This window comes from Pedobacter cryoconitis, from assembly GCF_014207135.1.
GTDB classification, from domain to species: domain Bacteria; phylum Bacteroidota; class Bacteroidia; order Sphingobacteriales; family Sphingobacteriaceae; genus Pedobacter; species Pedobacter cryoconitis_D.
In genome coordinates this window covers 278,890-303,346 of record NZ_JACHCC010000007.1, presented here as the reverse complement: position 1 = coordinate 303,346, position 24,457 = coordinate 278,890, and the positions used below count along the sequence as shown (strand labels likewise).

General features: G+C 38.2%; 21 protein-coding genes and 1 tRNA gene. 12 read left to right on the top strand and 10 right to left on the bottom strand.

Annotated elements, in window-relative coordinates:
- Positions 1 to 55 precede the first annotated feature (55 nt).
- The 4 genes from HDF25_RS14765 to HDF25_RS14750 form a co-directional block, all read right to left on the bottom strand.
- Complete coding sequence (locus HDF25_RS14765) at positions 56 to 1,369, bottom strand: ATP-binding protein (protein WP_184626018.1); 1,314 nt, start codon at positions 1,367 to 1,369, stop codon at positions 56 to 58.
- The gene (locus HDF25_RS14760; protein ID WP_184626016.1) at positions 1,369 to 3,510 is read right to left on the bottom strand and encodes a tellurite resistance TerB C-terminal domain-containing protein; all 2,142 of its coding nucleotides are present in this window, start codon (positions 3,508 to 3,510) and stop codon (positions 1,369 to 1,371) included. Before HDF25_RS14760 ends, HDF25_RS14765 begins: the two co-directional genes overlap by 1 nt.
- A 224-nt stretch (positions 3,511 to 3,734) precedes the next feature.
- The gene (locus HDF25_RS14755) at positions 3,735 to 4,424 is read right to left on the bottom strand and encodes a hypothetical protein (protein WP_184626014.1); all 690 of its coding nucleotides are present in this window, start codon (positions 4,422 to 4,424) and stop codon (positions 3,735 to 3,737) included.
- Positions 4,417 to 4,941 carry a hypothetical protein gene (locus tag HDF25_RS14750; protein WP_184626012.1) on the bottom strand — a complete coding sequence of 175 codons (525 nt, stop codon included), beginning with the start codon at positions 4,939 to 4,941 and terminating at the stop codon, positions 4,417 to 4,419. Before HDF25_RS14750 ends, HDF25_RS14755 begins: the two co-directional genes overlap by 8 nt.
- A 780-nt stretch (positions 4,942 to 5,721) precedes the next feature.
- Here HDF25_RS14750 and HDF25_RS14745 point away from each other — a divergent pair.
- From HDF25_RS14745 to HDF25_RS14730, 4 genes are read left to right on the top strand one after another with little or no spacing between them, the layout of a single operon-like run.
- Positions 5,722 to 5,898, top strand: coding sequence for a hypothetical protein (locus HDF25_RS14745; RefSeq protein WP_184626010.1), 177 nt, complete (start codon positions 5,722 to 5,724; stop codon positions 5,896 to 5,898).
- Positions 5,899 to 5,901: 3 nt separating this feature from the next.
- Positions 5,902 to 6,927: a hypothetical protein gene (locus HDF25_RS14740; protein ID WP_184626008.1), complete on the top strand. Its 1,026-nt coding sequence runs from the start codon at positions 5,902 to 5,904 to the stop codon at positions 6,925 to 6,927.
- 1 nt (position 6,928) lies between these two features.
- The gene (locus tag HDF25_RS14735) at positions 6,929 to 7,864 is read left to right on the top strand and encodes an STING domain-containing protein (protein WP_048903952.1); all 936 of its coding nucleotides are present in this window, start codon (positions 6,929 to 6,931) and stop codon (positions 7,862 to 7,864) included.
- 11 nt (positions 7,865 to 7,875) lie between these two features.
- The gene (locus tag HDF25_RS14730) at positions 7,876 to 8,193 is read left to right on the top strand and encodes a DUF3892 domain-containing protein (RefSeq protein WP_048903951.1); all 318 of its coding nucleotides are present in this window, start codon (positions 7,876 to 7,878) and stop codon (positions 8,191 to 8,193) included.
- Between the two features lie 12 nt (positions 8,194 to 8,205).
- Here HDF25_RS14730 and HDF25_RS14725 read toward each other — a convergent pair whose 3' ends face one another.
- Both HDF25_RS14725 and HDF25_RS14720 read right to left on the bottom strand, forming a co-directional pair.
- Entirely contained in the window at positions 8,206 to 8,394 is a 189-nt protein-coding gene (locus HDF25_RS14725) for a hypothetical protein (RefSeq protein ID WP_184626006.1), read from the bottom strand.
- Complete coding sequence (locus HDF25_RS14720) at positions 8,387 to 8,854, bottom strand: hypothetical protein (RefSeq protein WP_184626004.1); 468 nt, start codon at positions 8,852 to 8,854, stop codon at positions 8,387 to 8,389. The genes HDF25_RS14725 and HDF25_RS14720 overlap by 8 nt, the downstream gene beginning before the upstream one ends.
- 266 nt (positions 8,855 to 9,120) lie before the next feature.
- On the opposite strand from HDF25_RS14720, the gene HDF25_RS14715 reads away from it, so the two are divergent.
- Positions 9,121 to 10,779, top strand: a complete 1,659-nt coding sequence (locus HDF25_RS14715) for a recombinase family protein (RefSeq protein ID WP_184626002.1) — start codon at positions 9,121 to 9,123, stop codon at positions 10,777 to 10,779.
- 462 nt (positions 10,780 to 11,241) lie between these two features.
- Here HDF25_RS14715 and HDF25_RS14710 read toward each other — a convergent pair.
- From HDF25_RS14710 to HDF25_RS14700, 3 genes are all read right to left on the bottom strand, one after another.
- Positions 11,242 to 11,315 (bottom strand) — tRNA-Arg (locus tag HDF25_RS14710).
- A gap of 98 nt (positions 11,316 to 11,413) precedes the next feature.
- Complete coding sequence (locus tag HDF25_RS14705; RefSeq protein ID WP_184626000.1) at positions 11,414 to 11,878, bottom strand: redoxin domain-containing protein; 465 nt, start codon at positions 11,876 to 11,878, stop codon at positions 11,414 to 11,416.
- A gap of 24 nt (positions 11,879 to 11,902) precedes the next feature.
- Positions 11,903 to 12,808: an SDR family oxidoreductase gene (locus HDF25_RS14700; protein WP_184625998.1), complete on the bottom strand. Its 906-nt coding sequence runs from the start codon at positions 12,806 to 12,808 to the stop codon at positions 11,903 to 11,905.
- Positions 12,809 to 12,958: 150 nt separating this feature from the next.
- Here HDF25_RS14700 and atpD point away from each other — a divergent pair, with 150 nt between their 5' ends.
- Together atpD and atpC are read left to right on the top strand one after the other, a co-directional pair.
- On the top strand, positions 12,959 to 14,464 hold the full coding sequence (gene atpD, locus HDF25_RS14695) for a F0F1 ATP synthase subunit beta (protein WP_184625995.1): 1,506 nt from the start codon (positions 12,959 to 12,961) through the stop codon (positions 14,462 to 14,464).
- A 22-nt stretch (positions 14,465 to 14,486) separates the two neighbouring features.
- A complete protein-coding gene (gene atpC / locus HDF25_RS14690; RefSeq protein WP_184625993.1) occupies positions 14,487 to 14,729 on the top strand; it encodes an ATP synthase F1 subunit epsilon in 243 nt (80 codons plus the stop codon).
- A 68-nt stretch (positions 14,730 to 14,797) separates the two neighbouring features.
- Here the strand turns inward: atpC and HDF25_RS14685 are convergent, their stop codons facing one another.
- A complete protein-coding gene (locus HDF25_RS14685; RefSeq protein WP_184625991.1) occupies positions 14,798 to 17,179 on the bottom strand; it encodes an ABC transporter permease in 2,382 nt (793 codons plus the stop codon).
- 685 nt (positions 17,180 to 17,864) lie between these two features.
- Between HDF25_RS14685 and HDF25_RS14680 the strand changes: the two genes are divergently transcribed.
- From HDF25_RS14680 to ilvC, 5 genes are read left to right on the top strand one after another with little or no spacing between them, the layout of a single operon-like run.
- Complete coding sequence (locus HDF25_RS14680) at positions 17,865 to 18,755, top strand: branched-chain amino acid transaminase (protein WP_184625989.1); 891 nt, start codon at positions 17,865 to 17,867, stop codon at positions 18,753 to 18,755.
- A gap of 17 nt (positions 18,756 to 18,772) precedes the next feature.
- Entirely contained in the window at positions 18,773 to 20,470 is a 1,698-nt protein-coding gene (ilvD, locus tag HDF25_RS14675) for a dihydroxy-acid dehydratase (RefSeq protein ID WP_184625987.1), read from the top strand.
- Positions 20,471 to 20,501: 31 nt separating this feature from the next.
- Complete coding sequence (ilvB, locus tag HDF25_RS14670; protein ID WP_184625985.1) at positions 20,502 to 22,241, top strand: biosynthetic-type acetolactate synthase large subunit; 1,740 nt, start codon at positions 20,502 to 20,504, stop codon at positions 22,239 to 22,241.
- A gap of 9 nt (positions 22,242 to 22,250) precedes the next feature.
- Entirely contained in the window at positions 22,251 to 22,874 is a 624-nt protein-coding gene (gene ilvN / locus HDF25_RS14665) for an acetolactate synthase small subunit (RefSeq protein ID WP_184625983.1), read from the top strand.
- Positions 22,875 to 22,924: 50 nt separating this feature from the next.
- Positions 22,925 to 24,406, top strand: coding sequence for a ketol-acid reductoisomerase (ilvC, locus tag HDF25_RS14660; protein WP_184625981.1), 1,482 nt, complete (start codon positions 22,925 to 22,927; stop codon positions 24,404 to 24,406).
- Positions 24,407 to 24,457: the final 51 nt, after the last annotated feature.

The window sequence follows — 24,457 nt, the reverse complement described above, 5'->3', positions numbered from 1 at the left end:
CAGTGTTTATCGCGTATATACTTCCTAACAGGTTCAGACAGCAGCTCAAACACCTTTATAATTCCTCAATGTCAGCAAGAAGGGTCTCATTTGGTCGTTCATCTTTAATCTCCAGATCACCAAATAGCTTTTTCTTATCGACATTTGGATTTTGACGGATAATGCTCAATATGTTCAGAAAATCACGAATCACCTCTCTTGGAGTCAGGAACTCATTAGCTCCCGGCTTATTGAAAAGTTCCTCCATAAACTGTTGAATATCGGTATCAGTCACTGCCAAATCAATCTTATAATTGAAATCAAAAACTAATTTCAACTTTTTCAGCAACACAAAGATCTCATTATGGTCCAAAGGCATTAAACGTATTACTGGTTGAGCGAAATCTCTGATCTGCTGGGTTTCGAACTTATTTGTTTCCAGCCTCGATTTTAAAGCCTGATAGCTAAACAACCCACGACGCGGATTCTCCAGCACTTCTTTTGTGCCTGCAAAATTAATAAACAAGTTACTGATCTTCCCCTGGAAACAGTCATTATATATGCTTAGTATCTTTTCATAGTTTTTCTCCCGCATTACCGAAGTGGATATTTTGTAGAGGTTAATTGCCTCATCCAAATTGATCATAAATCCGCTATAACCAATGCTCACAAACAGTTTACAGAAATTTTTAAGCATATCATAGTAGTTCAGGTCATTAATAATTTCCCGGACACCAAGATCGGCTCTTGCTTCGGTTTTAGTTTTGTATTCACCCTTTAACCACTTTAAAGCGTTCCGGCGCAAAAGATCATCTTCCTTGATAAATCCTTCATAGTACTTAACCACCACCCAGGCAAAATCAAATCCACCAACCTCCGTGATCTCATTCACAGTTTTCATAATGTCATTCTGAACCAACTGTTGATACTGTTCATCTCTAATCTCACCAAGACTAATACCATTTGACTGCGCCGTTTGCATCATAATTTGCTCTATCCATTTATCAAGTAGTGTCGGCAAAGCCCCTCCTTCAGGTTTAGTCTGGATAGATACATTATCCATGATTGTAGCATACAAGGCAACTCCCTTACCATCATTTGAATATAGGCGGTTATCAGGAGTAAAATCAGCATTTGCCACCACAAATTTTTGTTTAAGGGCGACAGTATTCAGTAAGTGCAACATAAATGATTTTCCAGAACCGAACTCACCGATCCAAAACTTCACAATACTGTGTCCATTTTTAACATCCTCTAAAGCGCTTAAAAAAGCTTCCACTTCAGGCGATCTACCCACAGTAATGTGTTGCACACCGATTTTAGGAACAACTCCACCAAGCAGTGAATTAATAATGGCAGTAGATTCCTTGGGTTTTAAATTTGATATCATTAAGCTCTAATTTGTGTATAATAATTCGGATTAATTTCATATCCATCTTCAGTTTCTTCAATTAATACATCATCCAGGACCTCATAGCAGCTCTCATTGATCCCATCAATAAGCTGGTTTTTAAATACAGATTTTGATTTGGCAAAAGACTCTATATCGGCCGAATCAGCCGAATGCGATTCATTATCGAATAGCCTCAAACATTCCAGTTGTATTTGACTGAGTGATACTTCACTGGTTAAGGCCAGCCCAGTCTGAACCGCAGACACCGGCTCTGTTGGACGGCTAACATGCAATTCATAAACTTCATCATCATCCTGTAGATATTCATTCAATTTGTCAACAGTTCCACTATGCTGCTCTTCCACTCGCCTGATTGCCTCAGTGTCCAAAGTAATATTCTTGCGTTTTGCTTTATAAATACCCTCAACAGCTTTTAACGCTGCAGTTAAGTTGCGACCTCTTACCAGCTCATCTATAATCTCCTGAAAAGCGCTCAATTGTCCTTCATTCGCAAATAGCTTTTTCTGAATCGTCTTGTTTAATTCCTTTCTGTCGACTACTACAGAATTGAGATCCTTCCAAATATAATGCATATAAAATTTTAGTGCTTCCACCTTGTCCAATGGGGTCATGAATTTAGAAGCCTCATAGAAGATATGTTCCACTGAAGGATTCTTTTTATTCAATTTGCCTAACCTATGTAATGCTGCAGTAAGTTCAGTATGGTCATCAGCCATGTAACCATCAGTTAATTCCTGAAACTGCGTTTTCCACCTGGTAGTAGTTGCTTCGTTTAAAGCGATTTCCGTAATCTCATCCGGCACGCCTATAGTCGGGATTAATTGATCTATAATCTCTTCAACCAAATTTCCCAACCTGCTATCAAAGAATTCTTTTATCTCAACACTCCTGGAATAAAAGGTGGCTGATATCTTACGCTTGTGCTTCCATTGCTCCCTTATAACAGATTCGGCTTTTTTATACACGAAATTATAAGCTTCCGATTCCGCAGATCCACCCGTATATACCTCATCATAGCCTTGCCAGTAATTAGGCTGAGACTTCTCAAATTCTGCGGTCATGGTCTTCAATGGCTCAATTTCCTGATCCAGCGAAGAGTTTTCCTTCTTCAGTCGTTTATTCAATAACTTGATTGTCAATAAATATAGCTTGATAATTTCCAGTTCACACCCTTCAATAGAATTGAATACATTAGAATAGTTCCAGAATTTGTTAAGCCATTTTACTTCCTGAGGTGCAAGATTTAGCTTCTTTTTATACTTCTTACCCAAGGAATACTGATCAGGGTCATATTCAGGATAATTAGTTTGATAATTTGATGAGTACGAAGCAGGCTCTACCGGAGGGAGAGTGATCTTCGTACTTTCCTGGGAAACTTCGATGATCGAATCATCCACCCTGTTCTCTGCTACTTCCCATTTTCCAGTACTTAAGTCAAGCGTCTGATTCTGGCGTAAAGACGCATTAACTCCCGCCTCAGATGGAGTAGTATTCAAAGTTTGCAGATGTTCCGCAGCTTTTAGTTTAAGTTCCGATTCCTTTTGAGCTATGACTTTGCGCTGCTCCGCCAACTGTTGTTTCAACTCCAGTTGTTTGGCCTTATTCTCTGCAGCTTCTGCTTTTCGCTCAAGCTCCTCTCGCTTCTTGTCAGCATAGGCCGTTTCAGATAAAAAATTTAATGTAGATAGAATGGAAACCTGATTAAATCGGTTTGTTTTGATCAACCCATAAATTGCCTCGTGAAGGGCAGCATAATTGTCGCTCTTGACGTTGACGCCGATTGTACCAGGTGTATTATCAGTAGTAATATGAATGAAGGAAATCAGCAAATGTTCAAGAGCTTTAGTTTTCATCTGAGAATACCCAATAGCTACCATTTCACGAATTCTCTGATCACTAACAGCTACCCTATCGCCCTTTGCGGCTAGGAACTGCAGCCATTCCCCTCCAAAATGCTTAGTAACCATGTTAATCGCCACCGGATTGATTTTTGTTGGTTGTACGTAGGGTTTAGGTGCTGAATTAAATTGAATCTCTGGAAGAGCTGAAGGCTGCTTCTTTTTACTTGAAGCAACAATTATAATGATTAATAAAACGATACCTAAAAATATGAACATAGACGCTAATTTAAACCACTAATATAGCAAACTAATTCACCACAACAATGTGTAGTATACTTGCATCATCTATAGCATTGTTCGGCTATTCAAATCCGAACGTCCTTTTAAATATGAATTTCCAATCAGTGAGGAACCGCTATTTCTGGGACATTTTCCAAATCAGGCAGAACTTTAAACATGAGCTGATTCAACTGTCTGTTTAGCAGCTCTAGAAGGTCCTATTAATAGATTTCAAAAGCCTGCTGTAATTTGATGAGTATATAATTCGCATCTTTTCCACCATACCCGCCAGACAAATGTGCATAAAGACCTTCTGAAAAATCGTCAGAATTCATTATTGTAGATAATTCGTTTTTAAGATAGTCTTTTACGTCCGCTGGAGCAGCAATAATCTGTTCAGCAAAGTCATCCGCATTTTCCCAAACATAAACCAGGTCTTCAAAATCCTTGCTTGTCCTGTAGTCACCCTTACCCCGACCTTTAAAAGCCTCCCATTTAGAAGCTACAAAATAAGGCATAGAAAATATGCGTACAGATGTTTCGTCATCTAAAGCCTTTGTTACCGCATTGGCAAAACCATCAGGGTACCAAATATTACTAAAACCAATCACCTTAGGTTCTGTTGGCATCACATCCACAACAATCCCCTGTAACCGGTACCGGCAAATTACTCCGGATTCCACATCGTTCGCAAAACCGAGCGCACGTAACTTCTCATCAATCTCAGCATAGCCTCCATAGCTAGCGAGTTCAACAATCACATCCACATCATCCGTCGGCCTCACCTCTTCAGCCAGTTCAGGATCAGTAGCATAAAGCGAAACCGTAGCCCCGCCAACAAACACATACTCTTGCTTCAGTCCATCCAGGACTTTACTAACCGCTTTGATGCGGGTTAAATTTTCATGCATAAATTCCGTTAAAATACATTTTCAATAATTCGACTGCCTTCTCACATTCCCTTACCTTACCAATTCTGATCGCATCAACAAGGGCAAGCATATCATACAAATGCTGATCAAGTTCAGCCGCACGCGCCTGATTGGTATATAACGGAGTAATTGACTGCCCCTTGGATTTACCCGATGAAAATGGCCAGACATAATCTTCCGATGAAGAAAAGAATTCCTTAAGTACAGGGGCACTATGTCCTGTCGCCATTCCCCTTTCAATCGCACCAAGTTCTGCCGGAAAAACAAAACGCAATCCATTCTCAATAAATTTAAGCATCGCATTTTTCATCACTCTCTTCTTATCCGGGCTAAGTAGCCCTGCAATCATAGATCTGTTTAACGATTCACTGATCTCCGAAGGACTGATAAACAAAGTTGCCGACAAATCTTTACTTAACCAGTGATTGCCTTGAAAGGCAATGATCTTCAATAGCACCACAATGTCATGCGGTCTCATACCGTTATGTGCTTTCATACTGTAAATATAAAAACTTAATTCTCAATTCGCAAATCGCGAATTGAGAATTAAATCGATAAATTAAAATAAACACAAATTAATTCGCCTATAAGCTTTGAAAGCTGTTAGATAATTGTCACCAAACAAAAAAGAAAAAATTGGACAAATGATTTGAAATAAAAACGCACAGAAGAGAGTTTTGAAGGCAAAAAATTTGCTTTACTGCGAGATATACAAACATTGTTTCATTTAGTGTAAGTAAAACACTATCTGACAATATGTATGATTTTTAGTCAAACTATGACAGTTTAACTTACTAAATATTTATTATTTGTCTGTTGATAAGTTTTTCATTACGATTTTTGCTGAGTGTTATAATGGAAGAGATTTCCCAATTCTTCACAGAAATTAATTTAATTGGCAAAAAAGCTAACATTCATAGCGTAACATCAAAGATGAAGCCAAAAATATTAGCATTACATCTATCTAACTGACATATAACTATTGGCTGATTAATTGTGAGAGGTCTTTTGGTAAAGCCTGCAAAAATTTTAGCGGATCGATGCAGGCCTAACCTTACATAGCATCGGGTTGCTGGATAGCAACCAAGGTTATATTTTGTATAACGCCGCAAAGGTATAAATAGTTTTCATTCCTCAAATTATTTTTTCCCTTGTTTCGCCACCAGAATATACCCTCTACGTGCTTTATGAAAACACCTTGCAATGTGAGGTGTAATTAACGCCCTGCGTTCAATGCCATTGGCAAAGGGAATTGTACAACCTAATTTTTAAAAGTATGGCAAGAAACGGTAAGACTGGCGATGGCCACAGAAATGGAGCAGTAAGAGACCGCTCACAAACACACAACCCAAAAACAGACCAATGGGTTAAAAGAGATGCTGACACAGGTCGGTTCATGGATGTTAAACAAGATGGAACTCCGTTTAAAGGAGTTAGAAAGGAGAAGGGATAGCATATGGCAAATCTAAATTATGGCCGGAGGCTATCAAATCTCCAAAATAGAAGATTTGATAAGGACTTTAATGAGTCTACTCTAACAAAATCTTTTAGTACTTCGGACTTACCTGAAAATATTAAGTACCTAGTGGAGTCTATGCTTCCAATAGGGAAAAAGTATAATGAACGGACACTTCAGGCAGCACAAAATGTACAAAATCATTTAGAACGTGATTTTAATTTGCACTTTCGCAGAGCTTATAAAAATCAAGGTTCCGTTATGGCTGGTACCAACATAAAGGTACATAGTGATATTGATTTGTTGACAGTGATAAATCGCTATCATTATCCGCAAGGGCAACCTGTTAACCCTTATACTGACTCTGATCCAAATTCTGATATAAAAGATCTACGACGACAGGCCATTCAGATTCTGAAAAGACAATATGACATTGTTGATGATAAAGGCGAAAAGAGCATTTCAATTATTAACCAAAACTTGGGCCGTAAGGTTGATATCGTACCTAGTTTTTGGTATCACTCTGATAAATATACGGAAACGGGAAACGAGCACTATAAAGGTATCTATCTTTTTAACTTTGTTAAGGAGACAAAGCACTTAGATTATCCTTTTGCAACAGCTAACAATATCAATCATAAAGGAACCGCTACCAACGATGGTTCCAGAAGGGGGATAAGACTCCTTAAAACCTTAAAAGCAGATTGTGACGATCAACTCGAAACTTTAAAAAGCTTTCAACTCACTAGCATTGTCCATGATATTGATAGCAATAAACTTTATTATAACGCTGGGACAGAATTGGAAATAGCAAAGGTGGTTTCATCGCAAATTAACCGAATTATTAATGAGCCCACTTATAGACTCTCTGTTTCTAGTCCAAATGGAACAGAAAAACCACTGACTAAAGAAGGGATTGTTAAAGATCTTATCAGACTTAAAATTGATTTAGATCTTCTTATAGAAGATTCCTCAAGTGAGATAAATAAAAGTTATAGCGTTCAACGTGGTATTTTAACCTATTAACATGACGGATTTAAAACCAAATATATTTATAGGTTCTTCGCTAGCCGGATATGAATCAGCGAAAAAGGTCAAGGAATGTTTGTCTATTGTAGGAGATTGTTATCTGTGGAAGGATGATGCCGCATGGGAAACGAATGTAAGCACCTTTGATAACTTGTTAAAAATGGCAAGTTATTTCGATTTTGGTGTTTTTGTGGCAACGGCAGATGACCTTACTTTAACGAATGACAATATTGTAATCGAGCCCAGGGATAATGTAATTCTGGAGATGGCACTATTTTTAGGTGCTCTTGGTAAAGATAAATCATTCTTGTTGGTTGAAAAAGGAATTAAATTACCTTCTGACTTTAACGGCATATATATGCCGAGATTTGATGCAGGAAATCCTAGTACCATCGAAAATGCATGTCAAGAATTTACTAGTAAGATTGAGGAACATTATCGGCTTGGTCATCTGAGCTTATATCCAACTACAGCGCTTGCAATAGGATATTACAAGAATTTTGTAGCTGGAATGGTTGATAGTCTTCATAATGAACCTACCCTAAACTATGAAGGAAAGGATTTTACCAACTTTAAGCTCAAAATTGTTATACCTAATGACTTACATGGTTCAATAAGGGAAAAAGCGGCTCAATTTTATAAGAAACATGGTTTTAGCCAGAATACCTTAAAAACACGTTTTCGACCTCATCCAGCTTGGTTTCAATTGGATACAAATGATGCCCCAAATGCAGTGATGTATGATATGCCAAGTACTTTAACCGGAATTGACGATGCGATTGAGATGATTTTACAAAAAGGCTATCAAGGCAGAACAAAGTTACAGGGAGTTATCGAACAAAGGGAGCTTAATAACTTCAGAAGAGTTTTGCAGATTCAGATTGATAAAAGTCCATTTGCAAAAGAAGTAGTAGAAATTGTTGATGAATTTTAATCTTATAAATTATGGCAGAATATCGAATTTCGGGAGTCTGGAAAAATTCGGACGGTGTTATTACCGCTTATGCTTTTCACACTGTAACGGGACCTAATAAACTTACTAGGGCCCAAAAGAAAACAAAAGCAGAAGCAATTGCAACTGTAGAATTGAAAGGGAATCATACTATTACATGGCTATGGAACTATAAGACTTCAAGATTTGAGCTTGGTGAAAAGGTAACTGTAGTTGGAACTGGTAATAATAAATACCTTAGATCTAACCCTGATAATCAATTGACAGATAACTTAGGTCATCTTATCAATTTTGATTGGATAGCTCCTTAATGTTCTAAATGATTACATCATTCTGCATTTAAACTGACACCTTATTCCGCTCCAAAGTGCCTCCGATTCCGGAGCAAAGGGGCCATCAGAAGGTGATTCAAGATTTAAATTCAAGCCACAATCTTTAGCAATTTGACTATAAGATACAGGGCGTTTTACTTTTGCCCATTTGACCAGGTAATTCCTTACAATTTCATTCATGATTGCTGTTGTTTTTTCTTTTAAATCGTTTATCCTCGACGACTTTTGACCAACCAATAATCACCAAGAAAGCGACTTCAATACCGGTCATTATAAACTTTACTACCTGAAGAGTACAGTCCATTAAGGCAGCGATAGCACCGAAAGAAAGTACCCACAGGGAAATGCCAACTCCGACTAGTACCGTTCCAGATAAAAACTGATCGGGTGCATTGCCCCACTTCAAATCTTTGTCTTTGGGATCAGTTAGCAGAAAACTAGCACCCGTATTAATTACAAAAAAAGATGAAGCAATTGCGGAAGACAACAGTGTCAGCTTAGATAAATCCAAGTCCACAAACAAAAGGGGGTCGAAATGAAAAATTAGGTAAGAACTAATCGGCCAGACACAAAATACAACAAGAAAAAGCGACAGCTCCCAACCAATAGTGATTTCTTTAAAATAGTTAAGGAGAGACATTTTATAAATAAGTTATTATTTGGGATAAACTAAGAATTAAAACTGGAATATTAAATATGATAATAGAGTCATCCTTCTTGCACTTTTGCCCATTTAGATAACTTATAATACCTAAAATTACCCAACTGGCATTTTAAACATTATAGATCAACAGATTAAATCTCCACAATTTAAAAACTAACGCAGGTTATAATTCAACCGTCATTTTACTCCTACAAAAAATGTGATTTTAAACTAACGATGAAATAGTTTATCTAATCTCTATCATGCAAACTGCAACGTTATACATTCGTGTAAGTACTGATGAGCAGGCACAAAAAGGATACTCACAGCAAAGTCAAAGAGAACGTTTGGAAAAGTTCTGTTTCGCTAATAAAATCCAAATTCTACAAGTTGTATATGAAGATCATTCAGCAAAAACCTTCAATAGACCCGAGTGGTCGAAATTATTCTTAAGCTTAAGCCGTAATAGGTCTAATAGGTCTAATAGGCCTGACTTTATTTTATTTTCAAGATGGGATAGATTCAGTAGGAATGCTGCAGATGCATATTCCATGATTGAAAGGCTTAAAAAGATGAACATTGAAACAAAGGCTATTGATCAACCTCTTAACCTGGCAATTCCAGAAAATAAAATAATGCTCGCCACTTACCTGGCAACATCCGAAGTAGAAAATGACAGGCGAAGTTTAAATGTTAGGCAAGGTATGCGTAAAGCAAAACAAGAGGGACGATATATGTGTCATGCACCGATAGGATATATAAATATCACCTTAATCGATGGCAAAAAATGTATAATACCCAAAGAGCCAGAGGCGACCTTCATCAAGAACATTTTTATTGAATTGGCTAAAGGATATCATTCCACACGTTTTATTTATAACGAAGCAATAGAGAACGGATTTAAATGTAGCTTAAATAATTTCTGGCCGATGATCCGAAATCCCATTTATTGTGGTAAGATCATAGTTCCAGCGTACGAACAAGAAAATCGGTATTTAGTTAATGGCTTGCATGAAAAATTAATATCTGAGGGTACCTTTAAGCAAGTCCAACAGGTATTAAATAACCATGGAAAACCACAACGTAGAACTACAACTAACAATCAACTACCATTAAGAGGTCTATTAACATGCCCGCTATGCTTTAAGAACCTAACAGGCAGTGCCTCGAAGGGTAGAAATACGTATTACCATTACTACCACTGTATGAATGGTTGCAAATTCCGGGTTAGAGCCGATTCTATAGATGAATTGGTACTAAAAGAGTTAATACAGTTAATTCCCAGAGAATTCTATTTATCTCTTTTTCATGTGGTCTTAAAACGTGTTTATAATAAACATTTCGGCGAAGCTTCAAATACACAATCCCAAATCTTTAAAAGTATAGAAAGGACATTTGAAAGGCTAAATAAGGCTAAGGAACTTTTGCTAACAGGTGACATAGACAATGACGACTACTTCGCAATAAAAGCCGATTGTGAGTACAAAATCAATAGTATAGGAACTAGTTTGAACAACGCAGCGTTTATGATTTCAAAAGCTGAAAAAATAATTGCTGATGCCATTGGCAAATTCTCAAATATCTCTTTAACCTACCAGCAATTTGAGACTACATATAAAAGAAAAATAATTGATCTCTTAACAGAAAAACGGATACTTTGCGATGATAAGAACTTTCATATCCATTTCACAGATGGTGTGAAATTCATTTTTAATTTGGATCATGAAAATTTGGATGCTATGATCTACGAGGGTATCCAAGCAAATTCTGATTCAAATTCAGCAGAAGAATTTGTTTACTCGCAAGAATGTGCGGAAATAATGAAATTTGAAAGCAATAATAACCGAAATATTGAGCCCAGAAATGCTCAAGATATTATACTTTTCCTAGAGAGGTTTACAGAACTGATCATCTGCAGCTAATTAAAGGATTACTCTACTAGAGATAAAATACTTAAATAAGTAAAATCCTTCTAAAAAGCTAAATCAATGAACCATATTGATAAACATCCCTGCATTATTCCACAGAAACATGTCAAGCTTAACCTAAATTCAACTTCTCCATTGACCTTCATCAGTCAGTAATTATTAGCTATTTTCATTAAATTTTATTTTTGCTCTACTAGTGTTAAAGCTACTGATTCGACTCCCTTTAACTTACCCTTCCTGTAATTCGAATCATTTTTAATAGTTTAGATCCGCACAAACAAAATAACAAACTAACTATCAGAACTTTAAGAGAAATTAAGTTTCAAAATAACCAAAAACACTAAGATTTTAGAGTTCAAAAATCAGCAAATCCGAAAAAATTGTAATAATCTGAATATCAGAGATATGAATAAAAAAAAGAGGGAATCTCATTTCTGAAGTTCCCTCTTTCTAGAGTGCACTTGTAGGGATTCGAACCCCAAACCTTCTCATCCGTAGTGAGATGCTCTATCCAATTGAGCTACAAATGCATTTCCCTTCGTTTCGGGATTGCAAAAGTAGTATTTCTATTTGGATTTCAAAACTTTTTTAAAGAAAATTTTAAAACAAATACACCTTTGTATGCAAATTATCCTTCTACAACCTTCTTAATTGCGTCGAAATCAGGAAGATCAGTTGCTACTTCCAAAACTTCAGCATAGATAATTTTCCCTTGTTCATCGATCACAAAAGCTGCTCTTTTCGATACGCCTTTCAGATTAAAGACGAATTCTTCATAAATTGATCCATAAGCAGTAGAGGTTTCCTTATTAAAATCAGATAATAAAGGAAACTGGTAAGCCTGTTCTTCTTTAAATTTTGCCAATGTAAATGGTGAATCTACTGAAATACCTAATACTTCAGCATTCATTCCCTGGTAAAAACCAAAGCTATCTCTCATTGTACATAACTGTGTAGTACATGTTCCTGTAAAAGCCATTGGAAAAAACTGAAGCACCACTTTTTTGCCTTTGAAATCGGCTAATGATGTCTCTTTCAATTCTGAGTTGAATAATTTAAAGTCGGGTGCCTGATCGCCTGTCTGTAATGCCATAATTATATCTATTTTTTGTTTGTATTATCTTTCTTTAAGTTGCTGGTCCATCAAACTCAGTCCTTCTTCAAAACTATGCGGCTTGTAACCCAGTACTTTGATAGTCTTATCTAGAATGAACCCTGTCTTTACCGGACGTTTTGCAGCCTGATTCAATGACGCAGCACTTATTTCTGTAATCAGTGTACTGTCCAGTTTCCAGAAATCTGCCACCTGGCGTACCAGTTCTGCAATGCTCATCATTTCATTTCCTGAAGCATTGAATATTCCCTGAGCATTTTTTTCAATAGCCAATAGACAACATTCTGCCAGATCCTCGGCCAGAGTTGGCATCCGCCACTGGTCATTCACGACATTAATAGTATCCCCTTTCTCCAATGCCCCTTTAGCCCATAAAACTATATTACTTCTGCTCTCATCGCTAATTACTCCATATACTATAATAGTACGTAAAATAGCCCATTTACAATTTGAATTTTTAATAATCTCTTCAGCTTCCAGTTTTGTCTGTCCGTAATAACTCAAAGGATTGGGTTCGGCCAGCTCGTCATAAGGGCCTGCCATACCATCAAAAATAAAATCTGTAGATAAATGTACCAGTTGTATATTATACTCTTCGCAAATAGTGACCAGTGTTTTCACTGCTTCCACGTTCAACTGATAGGCCAGTTCCTTTTCACTTTCACATTTATCCACATTGGTCAGCGCCGCAGTATGAATAATTGCATCCGGTTTGTAATGCTCCACAACCCTTCTCACATTGACCGGATCAAGAATATCCATCTCAGCATATTCATAGCCCTGAGTGCTTTTAAAGCGGTTAACACCTTTAGAAGTTGCAACCAGATTAACCTGTTTCCCGGATAATACTGCGGAGGTAATTTTCTGTCCGAGAAGCCCGTTGCTGCCTGTAACTAATATTGTTTTCATACCCGCTAAATTATTGATTAAAAAACTGTGGAAAAACTTTTTATTTATATACAAAAATTATATCGAAAAACCTTAGCTTTGCAAACCGAATTGAAGCCTTTAAAAGGGCCTTTAACAATTTGATATTTATAATTTTACCAAAAACAATATATGCCTAACATTGGAAAAATAGCGCAGATTATAGGACCGGTAGTAGACGTGAGTTTTGCTGACGATGCTCATTTACCTCAAATTTTCTCTGCATTAGAGATTGAAAAAGAAAACGGACAGAAGATCGTTTTAGAAGTTCAACAACATCTTGGTGAAGACCGTGTACGTGCAATTGCAATGGACTCGACTGATGGTTTAGTACGTGGAATGGCCGCAGTAGATACTGGCTCTCCTATTAAAATGCCTATTGGTGATCAAATCAAGGGTCGTTTATTCAATGTTGTAGGTGAAGCGATTGACGGAATTAACACAGTTGATAAAACTGGTGGTAAATCTATCCACAATGCACCTCCTCGTTTTGACGAACTTTCAACTGAATCTGAAGTACTTTACACAGGTATCAAAGTAATCGATTTATTAGAGCCTTACGTTAAAGGTGGTAAAATCGGATTATTTGGTGGTGCAGGTGTAGGTAAAACTGTATTAATTATGGAATTGGTAAACAACATTGCGAAAGCATATGCTGGTTTATCAGTATTCGCTGGTGTTGGTGAGCGTACACGTGAAGGAAATGACCTTTTACGTGAGTTTATCGAATCAGGAGTAATTAACTATGGTGATGAGTTCCTTCATTCAATGGAAAAAGGTGGATGGGATCTAAGCAAGGTTGATACAGAAAAATTAAAAGAGTCTAAAGCTACATTGGTTTTCGGTCAGATGAACGAGCCTCCTGGAGCACGTGCCCGCGTAGCTTTATCAGGATTAACTGTAGCGGAATACTTCCGTGATGGCGATGGTGAAGGCGCTGGAAAAGATATCCTTTTCTTCGTTGATAACATCTTCCGTTTCACTCAGGCAGGTTCTGAAGTATCAGCACTATTAGGCCGTATGCCATCGGCAGTAGGTTACCAGCCAACGCTGGCAACTGAGATGGGTTTAATGCAAGAGCGTATTACTTCAACTAAACGTGGATCAATTACTTCTGTTCAGGCTGTTTATGTACCTGCGGATGATTTAACTGACCCGGCTCCGGCTACAACGTTTGCCCACTTAGATGCAACAACAGTATTATCACGTAAAATTTCTGAGCTAGGTATCTATCCTGCGGTAGATCCACTGGATTCTACTTCACGTATCCTTTCTCCGGCTATCTTAGGTGATGAGCACTATAACACTGCACAACGTGTGAAAGAAATTTTACAACGTTATAAAGAATTACAGGATATCATTGCGATTTTAGGTATGGATGAGTTATCTGAAGAAGATAAATTAATCGTTCACCGCGCACGTCGTGTTCAACGTTTCTTGTCACAACCTTTCCACGTAGCTGAGCAATTTACAGGCTTAAAAGGTGTATTGGTTGACATTAAAGAAACCATCAAAGCATTCAATATGATTATGGATGGTGAAGTTGATGAGTATCCTGAAGCTGCATTTAACTTAGTTGGTGGCATCGAAGATGCAATTGAAAAAGGAAAGAAATTATTAGCTGAAGCAAACGCTTAATTAAGGCGTATACACTCAACATATGAAATTAGAAATATTAACACCAGATAAAAAAGTCTTCGAAGGCGAAGTAACAGCAGTTACTGTACCTGGAACTATGGGTTCTTTCCAGATTTTGAAAGACCATGCTCCTATTATTTCAACATTAGAGGATGGACCAGTAATTATTAAAAGCAAAACTGACGAACAAACCTTTATTATTAAAGGCGGTGTCGTTGAAGTTTTAAAGAATAAGATTATTGTTTTAGCTGAGGGTGTAGCTTAATATTTAATCATAAATTATAGAAAAAGAGTGTCTCAAAAGGACACTCTTTTTTTATTTGGGGTTATCCCCTATTCGTATTTCAAGGCATCCACGGCATTCGCCTTAGCAACCTTAAAGGTTTGCAGGCTAACCGACAATATGGCTATAAATACAGATAGCAAAAGAGTTCCTAAAAAAGGCCAGTAGCTGATCTCTACTCTGTAATCATATTTTTGCAGCCACCCGGATACTACGATATAAGCTACAGGAATCGAAACCAGATTGGAAATCAAAACCAGTTTGATGAAATCTTTATTCAAAAGGATAAGAATACTTTTCAGATCAGCCCCTAATACTTTACGAATGCTGATTTCTTTACTTCGCTGCTCAGCCATATAGAGTGCCAGACCTAAAAGACCAAGACAGGAGATGAAGATAGCGAACCCACCAGATACATTGGACAGGATACTTAAGATCCTTTCATTATTCAATTTTTCTGCCATCTTCTGGCTGACAAATGTGATTTCAAAAGGATAATCCGGATTCAGCTTCTGGCTTAGCATTTTAATTTTTTCTACAGAGGCTGTTATATTCTGATCAGGGTTCAGCCGCATCACAATGACATTTGACACCTCATCATTCCTGTAAAAGTATAAACCAGGATCAACTTTATGACCTAAGGTTGCGTAGTTATAGTCTTTTACTACTCCTATAACCTTAAAAGTTTTACCCCAGTCATCATTCCGGATCTGTTTACCAATAGGATCTTTAAGGTTCATCCGTTTTACTGCAGTCTCATTGAGTACAACAGCCAAAGAATCAGAACCGAAACTACGGCTGAAATCACGCCCGGTTAACATCTTCGCACCAATAGTCTGCATAAAATCATATCCTGAAAAATGAAGCTGCATACTGATCTGCTCATTTTTTTGTCTTCCGGGCCATCTGATTTTTTCTGTACTGACTGAATTATTTGTAACCCCGTTACTGGTTTCGGTTGCAGAGACAACAGCACCTGATCTGATAAGTTCTGCTTTAAAAACTTCCAGCTTATGTGCATCCTTTAAAACACCTGGCCTCCATATCTGGACCAGATTATTCTGGTCGAAACCCAGAGGTTTAGTATTCATAAACTGGATTTGCCGGTGAATGATAATTGCGCAAATAATCATACAGATTGAAAAACAGAATTGAACAATTACCAATATTTTTCTGACAGGCAATGAATTTTTACCTATTCCTCTAAAGCCTTTTAAAACTTTGACAGGGATAAATGAAGAAAGATAAAAAGACGGATAACTGCCGGCAAGTAAACCAGTAGCTAAAATTAAAAGAAAAATTATAGTCCAGAATTGATAAGACAGGTAATTGATACCCATTTGAATGCCCAGCAGATTATTGAAATATGGCAAAAACACTTCTACCAGCATAAAGGCAAATAACATAGCCAAAAATGACAATAGCAGTGATTCTATTAAAAACTGCCTGCCGATCGACCACCGGGTAGATCCCAGCGTTTTCCGGATACCAACTTCTTTAAACCTCTTTTCGGAACGTGCTGTAGAAAGATTCATATAGTTGATACACGCGATAAACAAGACACAAACAGCAAGCGTTAAATACAGTTTGATCAGATCAATATCCCCTCCCGCCAGCTTCCCATTTTCAAAGTAATTATATAGGTGATTCTTTTTAAACGGAAAAAGGAAAAACTCTATGTAGTTATTTCCATTTTGATGCTGACTGAATATTTCCCTCATCTGTGCATCAGCGATAGCAAAGGAACTCCCCTTCTTAAGCTGAATAATCGTATTCAAGGCCCCATCCGACCAGTCCATCCGTTTGAGATAAGGCTGTTCTTTTTCCAGAAAAGACCAGCTCATCAGCATATCAAAACGATAACTCTGATTATAGGGTAAATCTTTAATCACGGCAGTAACGACCAATGTTCTGCGATTATCAAAACTGAGGGTTTTACCTATAGGTTCTTCATCACCAAAGAAAACCTTAGCCGTTTCTGCGGTAATCACTACAGCATCAGGAGTTGCAAGCGCAGTCGCAGGATCACCTTTAATAAAATTATAATCAAAGATCTTAAGGAAAGAAGGATCTGCATAAATAATATTTTTGTTGAAATTATTCTCTTTGTATTTAAAGAGCCCTCCTCCCTGAACCATACGAGTCACGTATTCTATTCCCGGCATTGTTTGTAAAGCAGTTCCAGCAAGCTGACTTGGTGTACAGTAAGCGCGATTAGTTGTAATCTTATCGCTCATTATATCGTTATCATAAACAGCATAGATTCTGTCTATGTTTTTAAACTGCTTATCATAACTCCACTCATAATTCACATATAGCAGTAAAAGCAAACAACTTGCCAGACCTATAGCCAGCCCGCCAATATTGATCATGGAAAAGACTTTGTTTTTCCAAAGATTCCGCAATGCAATTTTCAGACTGAGTTTATACATGAGGCTACAATTTTTAAAAAGGCGTCCGCTAAGTCTGTGCCACATCCAAAATACGCAAAAAAGCACCTGACAGACAATGTTTTAGTTTGTATAAATAAACTATCGTACGTTATCGGACAAAAAATTGTCCGAACATGAACAGCATAACTACCCTTCTTCCTTTTTATAGTTGCTAACCGGACGAAAAATAGCTACTAAAACGTCCGTTTTTCATTCCTGATTTTCTGGCTGCTTTTTTTTAAATTTTTCAGACATTTTACCATTTTAAGAAGAAATACCTCCAAATTGTAATGCAAGCATAACACCTATACCGAATACCAATATCATATTTGGTATAGTAGACACCAGTTATACAAAGGTAAAATGTATTTTAAGCAAAATATTATATCGAATTATTAACAAATAAATACTTTATATTTTTTTTTCATTTATTTTCATTCTGCTATTGACAGTCTGTAAACCAAAAACTAAATTGGATTTATATAAAGCAAACAAAAAAACACAGCAAAATGCAAGGTTTATTCACAGCACAACTTAATGTCATTATTAACCTGGTACTTCTACTGATTATTCAGAAGACTAAGGCGCTGTAAATGAATATTTAACCTACAAAAATATCCTGAAGCGCCTCCGAAAGAGGCGCTTTTTTAATAAAAGCAAAACCAGACACCGAAACAAGACCAAAATGCAATACTACGATTCAACCACAGTCCTTTATTTAAACGGGAAGTTTATTAAAGCCGCCGAAGCCAAGACAGATTTATACAGTCAATCATTACATTATGGTTATGGCGTTTTTGAAGGCATCAGAGCGTACAATACCCACAATGGCACGAGGGTATTTAAAGCAAAAGAGCATTACACAAGGCTGAAACGTTCTGCTGAGCTGATGCATATCCCTTTTCCTTTCGATGTCAACGAACTGATTAAACAAACCTATAAATTACTGGAGAAGAATAATTTAAAAGACGCGTATATCCGTCCTTTAGTGTATTGCGCACCGAATATGTCATTAACTCCGGCAACAGAAGTTTCGATTATGATCTGTGCCTGGGAATGGGGTGCCTACCTGGGTAACAAACTACAGAAAGTTTGTGTTTCCAGTTATCAGAGACCAAACCCTAAATCCACACATGTAGAAGCTAAAGCCAGCGGACACTATGTGAATTCTATACTGGCTACTACCGAAGCTAAAAGCAAAGGTTTTGATGAAGCCATCCTGCTGGATATGAATAACCATATCGCTGAAGCACCAGGCGCAAATATTTTCATTGAAAAAAACGGCAAATTATATACTCCGCCACTTGGAAATATTCTGGCTGGAATTACCAGGGCTACAGTTCTTCGCTTATGTAAAACACTTGATATTGAATGCATTGAAAGACATTTATCAGTAGATGATTTAAAAAATGCAGACAGTGCCTTTTTCTGTGGAACAGCGGCAGAAATTGCAGGTATCGCCTCTGTAGATGAAGTGACTTTCCCGACACTTTGGACAGAAAGTCTGGGTGCAACCATACAACGCACTTATAAAGCATTAGTATTAGAAAAACAGAACTACGAAGTAATCATATAAAATCCTAAAACAAGAAGATGTCACAAACACCAGAATTGAACCGCTACAGCAAAGTTTTCACCCAGGACCCAACACAGCCAGGCGCACAGGCTATGTTATACGGTATTGGTCTGACCACTGAAGATATGCAAAAAGCACAGGTGGGAATTGCCAGCATGGGTTATGATGGAAACACCTGTAATATGCACTTAAATGATCTGGCAAAAATCGTTAAAGACGGCGTATGGAAAAATGAAATGGTTGGTTTAACCTTTGGCACCATTGGTGTCAGTGATGGTATGTCCAACGGTACAGACGGCATGCGTTATTCATTGGTATCCAGAGATGTAATCGCAGACTCTATTGAAACCATTTGTGGCGGACAATATTACGACGGCCTGATTACTATTCCTGGATGTGATAAAAACATGCCAGGTTCAATTATGGCAATGGGACGGTTGAACAGACCTTCAATTATGGTTTACGGAGGTAGTATCCACTCAGGAAAATATAAAGGAAAATCTTTAAATATTGTCTCGGCATTTGAGGCACTGGGCGAAAAATTAGCCGGTAATTTATCCGAAGAAGATTATCAGGGTATCATCCGTCATACATGCCCCGGTGCAGGTGCCTGCGGCGGAATGTACACTGCCAATACAATGGCTTCTGCTATTGAAGCACTGGGTATGAGTTTACCTTACAGTTCTTCTTACCCGGCGCTGAGTGACGAGAAAAAACAAGAATGCCTGGATGCTGGAAAAGCCATTCGTGTATTGCTTGAAAAGAATATTCTTCCTACAGATATAATGACAGAGAAAGCATTTCGCAATGCGATTGTTACTGTCATGGTACTGGGAGGATCAACCAATGCCGTACTGCATTTAATTGCTATGGCAAAATCTGTAGGCTTAACCTTAAGATTAGAAGACTTTCAAAATATAAGTGACCAGACACCTGTACTGGCAGATCTTAAACCTAGCGGTCAGTATCTGATGGAAGATGTGCATCACATCGGCGGTGTTCCTGCGATACTGAAATACCTCTTAAAAGTTGGCCTGGTTCACGGAGACTGTATGACAGTTACTGGAAAAACCCTGGCCGAAAATGTAGCAGGAGCAATAGATCTTGATTTTGACACTCAGAAAGTTATCTATCCTGTAACCCACCCATTGAAAAGTACTGGTCACCTGCAAATGTTATATGGTAACCTGGCTGAAAAAGGAGCAGTTGCAAAAATCAGCGGTAAAGAAGGCGAAAGATTTGAAGGCCCTGCCCGCGTATTTGAAGGCGAGCAGAAATTAATTGCAGGTATTCAAAGCGGAAAAGTACAAAAAGGTGATGTTGTGGTGATCATCCAGGTAGGGCCAAAAGGTGCACCTGGTATGCCCGAAATGTTGAAACCAACATCTGCCATCATTGGTGCGGGTCTTGGAAAATCAGTGGCATTGATTACAGATGGTCGTTTTTCGGGTGGAACACACGGTTTCGTTGTGGGCCACATTACTCCGGAAGCCTGGGATGGCGGAAATATTGGCTTAGTCAGAGATAACGATATTATCACTATAGATGCGGTTAACAACACTTTACAATTAAATATTTCGGACGAAGAACTTGCACAAAGAAGATCCGAATGGAAACAGTTACCACCACCCGTCAAAAGCGGCGTCCTTTATAAATATCTGAAACAAGTAAGTAATGCGAGTGAAGGTTGTGTTACAGATGCCTACACTGATTAATTAACCAAGGTCCCAAATTAAAACTATTCAAATGGACACTTTACAAGAGGTAACAACCGCTTTAACAGAACCTAAAAAGACCACGTCGGTAACGGGTTCAGTTGCACTGCTGGAAGGATTAATTGCCGAAGGAACAGATACTATCTTTGGTTATCCCGGCGGAGCCATCATGCCTATCTATGATGCTATTTATGACTACAAAGAAAAGCTGAACCACATTTTGGTCAGACATGAACAAGGCGCTACACACGCAGCTCAGGGTTTTGCCCGTACTTCAGGCAAAGTTGGGGTTGTTTTCGCTACCAGCGGTCCGGGTGCAACCAACCTGGTGACCGGCTTAGCTGATGCACAAATTGACAGTACCCCCCTTGTTTGTATTACCGGACAAGTATTTGCACACTTGCTGGGAACAGATGCTTTTCAGGAAACTGATGTCATCAACATCACTACACCTGTAACCAAATGGAACTACCAGGTGACTGATGCCAATGAAATTCCTGCAGCCCTGGCAAAAGCTTTTTACATTGCCAGAAGCGGCAGACCAGGCCCTGTATTAATTGATATTACCAAAAACGCACAGATGCAGCTATTTGATTACGAAGGATATACGCCTTGTAATCATATTCGTAGCTATCGTCCCAGACCATTTGTCAGAAATGAATATATAGAGCAGGCAGCTGCTTTAATCAACAGCGCAAAAAAACCATTTATTCTGTTTGGGCAGGGTATATTATTAGGCAGCGCAGAAGCAGAATTCAAAGCTTTTGTAGAGAAAAGTGGTATTCCCGCAGCCTGGACTATTTTAGGTGCCGGAGCTATTCCTACCGATCACCCTTTAAATGTGGGTATGCTTGGCATGCACGGAAACTATGGGCCTAACGTTCAGACCAATTCCTGTGATGTACTGATTGCCATAGGAATGCGTTTTGATGACCGGGTGACCGGACGTTTAGATAAATACGCAAAACAAGCTAAAGTGATCCACCTGGATATTGATCCGGCGGAGATCGATAAAAATGTAAAAGCAGATGTACCTGTCTGGGGAGACTGTAAGGAAACCCTTCCATTGTTAACCAAACTCGTTACAGAAAAAACCCATCCTGAATGGTTAGCTGAATTTAAACAGTTTGAAAAAATTGAAAAGGAAGAGCTGATTGAAAAAGAGCTGAATCCCCAAAGCGGAGAACTGACTATGGGTGAAGTGATCAATCAACTGAATATCCTGACTAAAGGCGAAGCGATAATTGTAAGTGACGTTGGTCAGCATCAGATGGTAGCCTGTCGTTATGGAAAACTAAACACGACCCGCCTGAGTGTAACCAGTGGTGGATTAGGCACGATGGGTTTTGGTCTTCCCGCAGCTATCGGAGCCAAATTCGGTGCACCAAACCGTACTGTTGTTGCCGTAATCGGCGATGGAGGATTTCAGATGACTTTACAGGAACTGGGCACTATTATGCAGTTTGGTGTAGATGTTAAAATACTGATCCTCAATAACCAGTTCTTAGGCATGGTTCGTCAGTGGCAGCAGTTATTCAATGAGAAACGTTATTCATTTGTAGATATCACCAGCCCTGATTTTGTCAAACTGGCCGAATCCTATTATATCGCCGGTAAAAAAGTTACTGAACGTGCTGATCTGGTTGGATCACTGGAACAAATGCTTCAGCATCCGGGATCATTCCTTTTAGAGGTAATGGTTAGTAAAGAACATAATGTATTCCCTATGGTTCCGCAAGGCTGTAGCGTAAGTGAAATCAGACTTAAATAATTAACGATTATGAGCAATTCTCAGGATTTAGAATTAGCAAATGCTAAACAACAGGAATTTACCATTACGGTATATACTGAAAATCAGATCGGTATACTTAATCGTATTGCGATTATATTTTCAAGACGGAAGATCAACATTGAAAGTTTAAATGTCTCTCCTTCTGAAATTGAGCACATTCACCGTTTCAATATCTTAATTACAGAAACAGAAGAAGTAGTACGGAAACTGGCAAGGCAGATTGAAAAACAGATAGACGTTCTTAAAGTGTACTTTAATACGAATGAGGATATTATCTGGCAGGAACTTGCTTTATACAAAGTACCGACTGATACTATTGTAGAAAAAGTATTGGTTGAACGTTTACTGCGTGAAAACGGCGCAAGAGCAGTAGTGATCCGTAAAGATTATACTGTATTTGAGACTACTGGTCACCGTACCGAAACCGATAAACTCATCGAGGTATTACAACCTTACGGATTAATCGAATTTGTCCGCAGTGCGCGCGTAGCTATTATCAAAGACAGCGAAGGCTTTAACAGTAAACTGAGAGAATTCGAACGCCTTGATCCAGGTCAGGATGTCATTGAAAATGAATTCCTGGATCAGGAAAAGAATGTGTTTACTATGTAACCGCCTAACATATAATTAAAAAGAACCTTAAAAATCAAAAAACAAAAACGATGTCAAATTATTTTAACACACTACCTCTAAGAGAAAAATTAAACCAGCTGGGCGTTTGTGATTTCATGGACAGCTCTGAATTCCTGGATGGTGTAAGCGCATTAAAAGGAAAGAAATTAGTTATTGTGGGCTGTGGTGCACAAGGATTAAACCAGGGTTTAAACTTAAGAGATAGTGGTTTAAATGTTTCTTATACGCTGCGTAAAGAAGCTATTGAAGGTAAAAGAGATTCCTGGAAAAATGCTACTGAAAACAACTTTGCCGTAGGTACTTATGAAGAATTAATCCCTGAAGCTGATGTAGTAATTAACCTTACCCCAGATAAACAGCATACTTCGGTAGTTAATGCGATTATGCCATTAATGAAAAAAGGCGCTACTTTATTATACTCTCATGGTTTTAACATTGTAGAAGAAGGCATGCAGATCCGTAAAGATATTACGGTAATCATGGTCGCTCCAAAATGTCCTGGAAGTGAAGTAAGAGCAGAATACGTGAGAGGTTTTGGCGTACCGACTTTAATCGCTGTACACCCTGAAAACGATCCGGAAGGAAAAGGTCTGGCACAGGCAAAAGCTTATTGTGTTGGAACAGGTGGTCACCGGGCCGGTGTATTAAAATCATCATTTGTTGCAGAAGTAAAATCGGATCTGATGGGCGAGCAAACCATACTTTGTGGTTTATTGCAAACTGGCTCTATCCTTTCTTTCGATAAAATGGTTGAAAAAGGGATTGATGCTGGTTACGCTTCAAGACTGGTTCAATATGGTGTTGAAGTGATTACTGAAGCTTTAAAACAAGGTGGAATCACTGCTATGATGGACAGATTAAGCAATGTAGCTAAAATCAAAGCTTTTGAAATCTCAGAAGAATTAAAAACTATTATGCGTCCATTGTTCCAGAAACATCAGGATGATATCATGAGCGGTGAATTTAGCCGTACCATGATGGAAGACTGGGCTGCCGGAGATAAAAACTTATTGGCATGGCGTGCTGCTACTGGCGAAACTGCGTTTGAAAAAACACCAGCTGGTAACGTTAAAATTGGCGAACAAGAATATTTTGACAATGCTTTGTTAATGGTTGCCTTTATCAGAGCAGGTGTTGAGCTGGCTTTTGAAACTATGGTAGAAGCCGGAATTAAACCTGAGTCTGCTTACTATGAATCATTACATGAGACCCCGCTGATTGCGAATACAATTGCCCGTAAAAAATTATTTGAAATGAACAGAGTGATCTCTGATACAGCAGAATATGGCTGTTACTTATTTGATCACGCCTGTAAGCCATTACTGGCAGATTTCATGAAACACGTGGAGGCCGATCTGATTGGTAAAAACTTTAACGAGGGTAAAGATGGTGCTGTAGATAACAGAACCCTGATTGCCATCAACGAAGTGATCCGTTCTCATCAGGTTGAAACTATCGGTGCCGAACTGAGAAAAGCAATGACCGCAATGAAATCTATTAAAACAGTATAAAAATAATATAAACCTCTCAGCTTTAAAGCTGAGAGGTTTACAAAACAATTA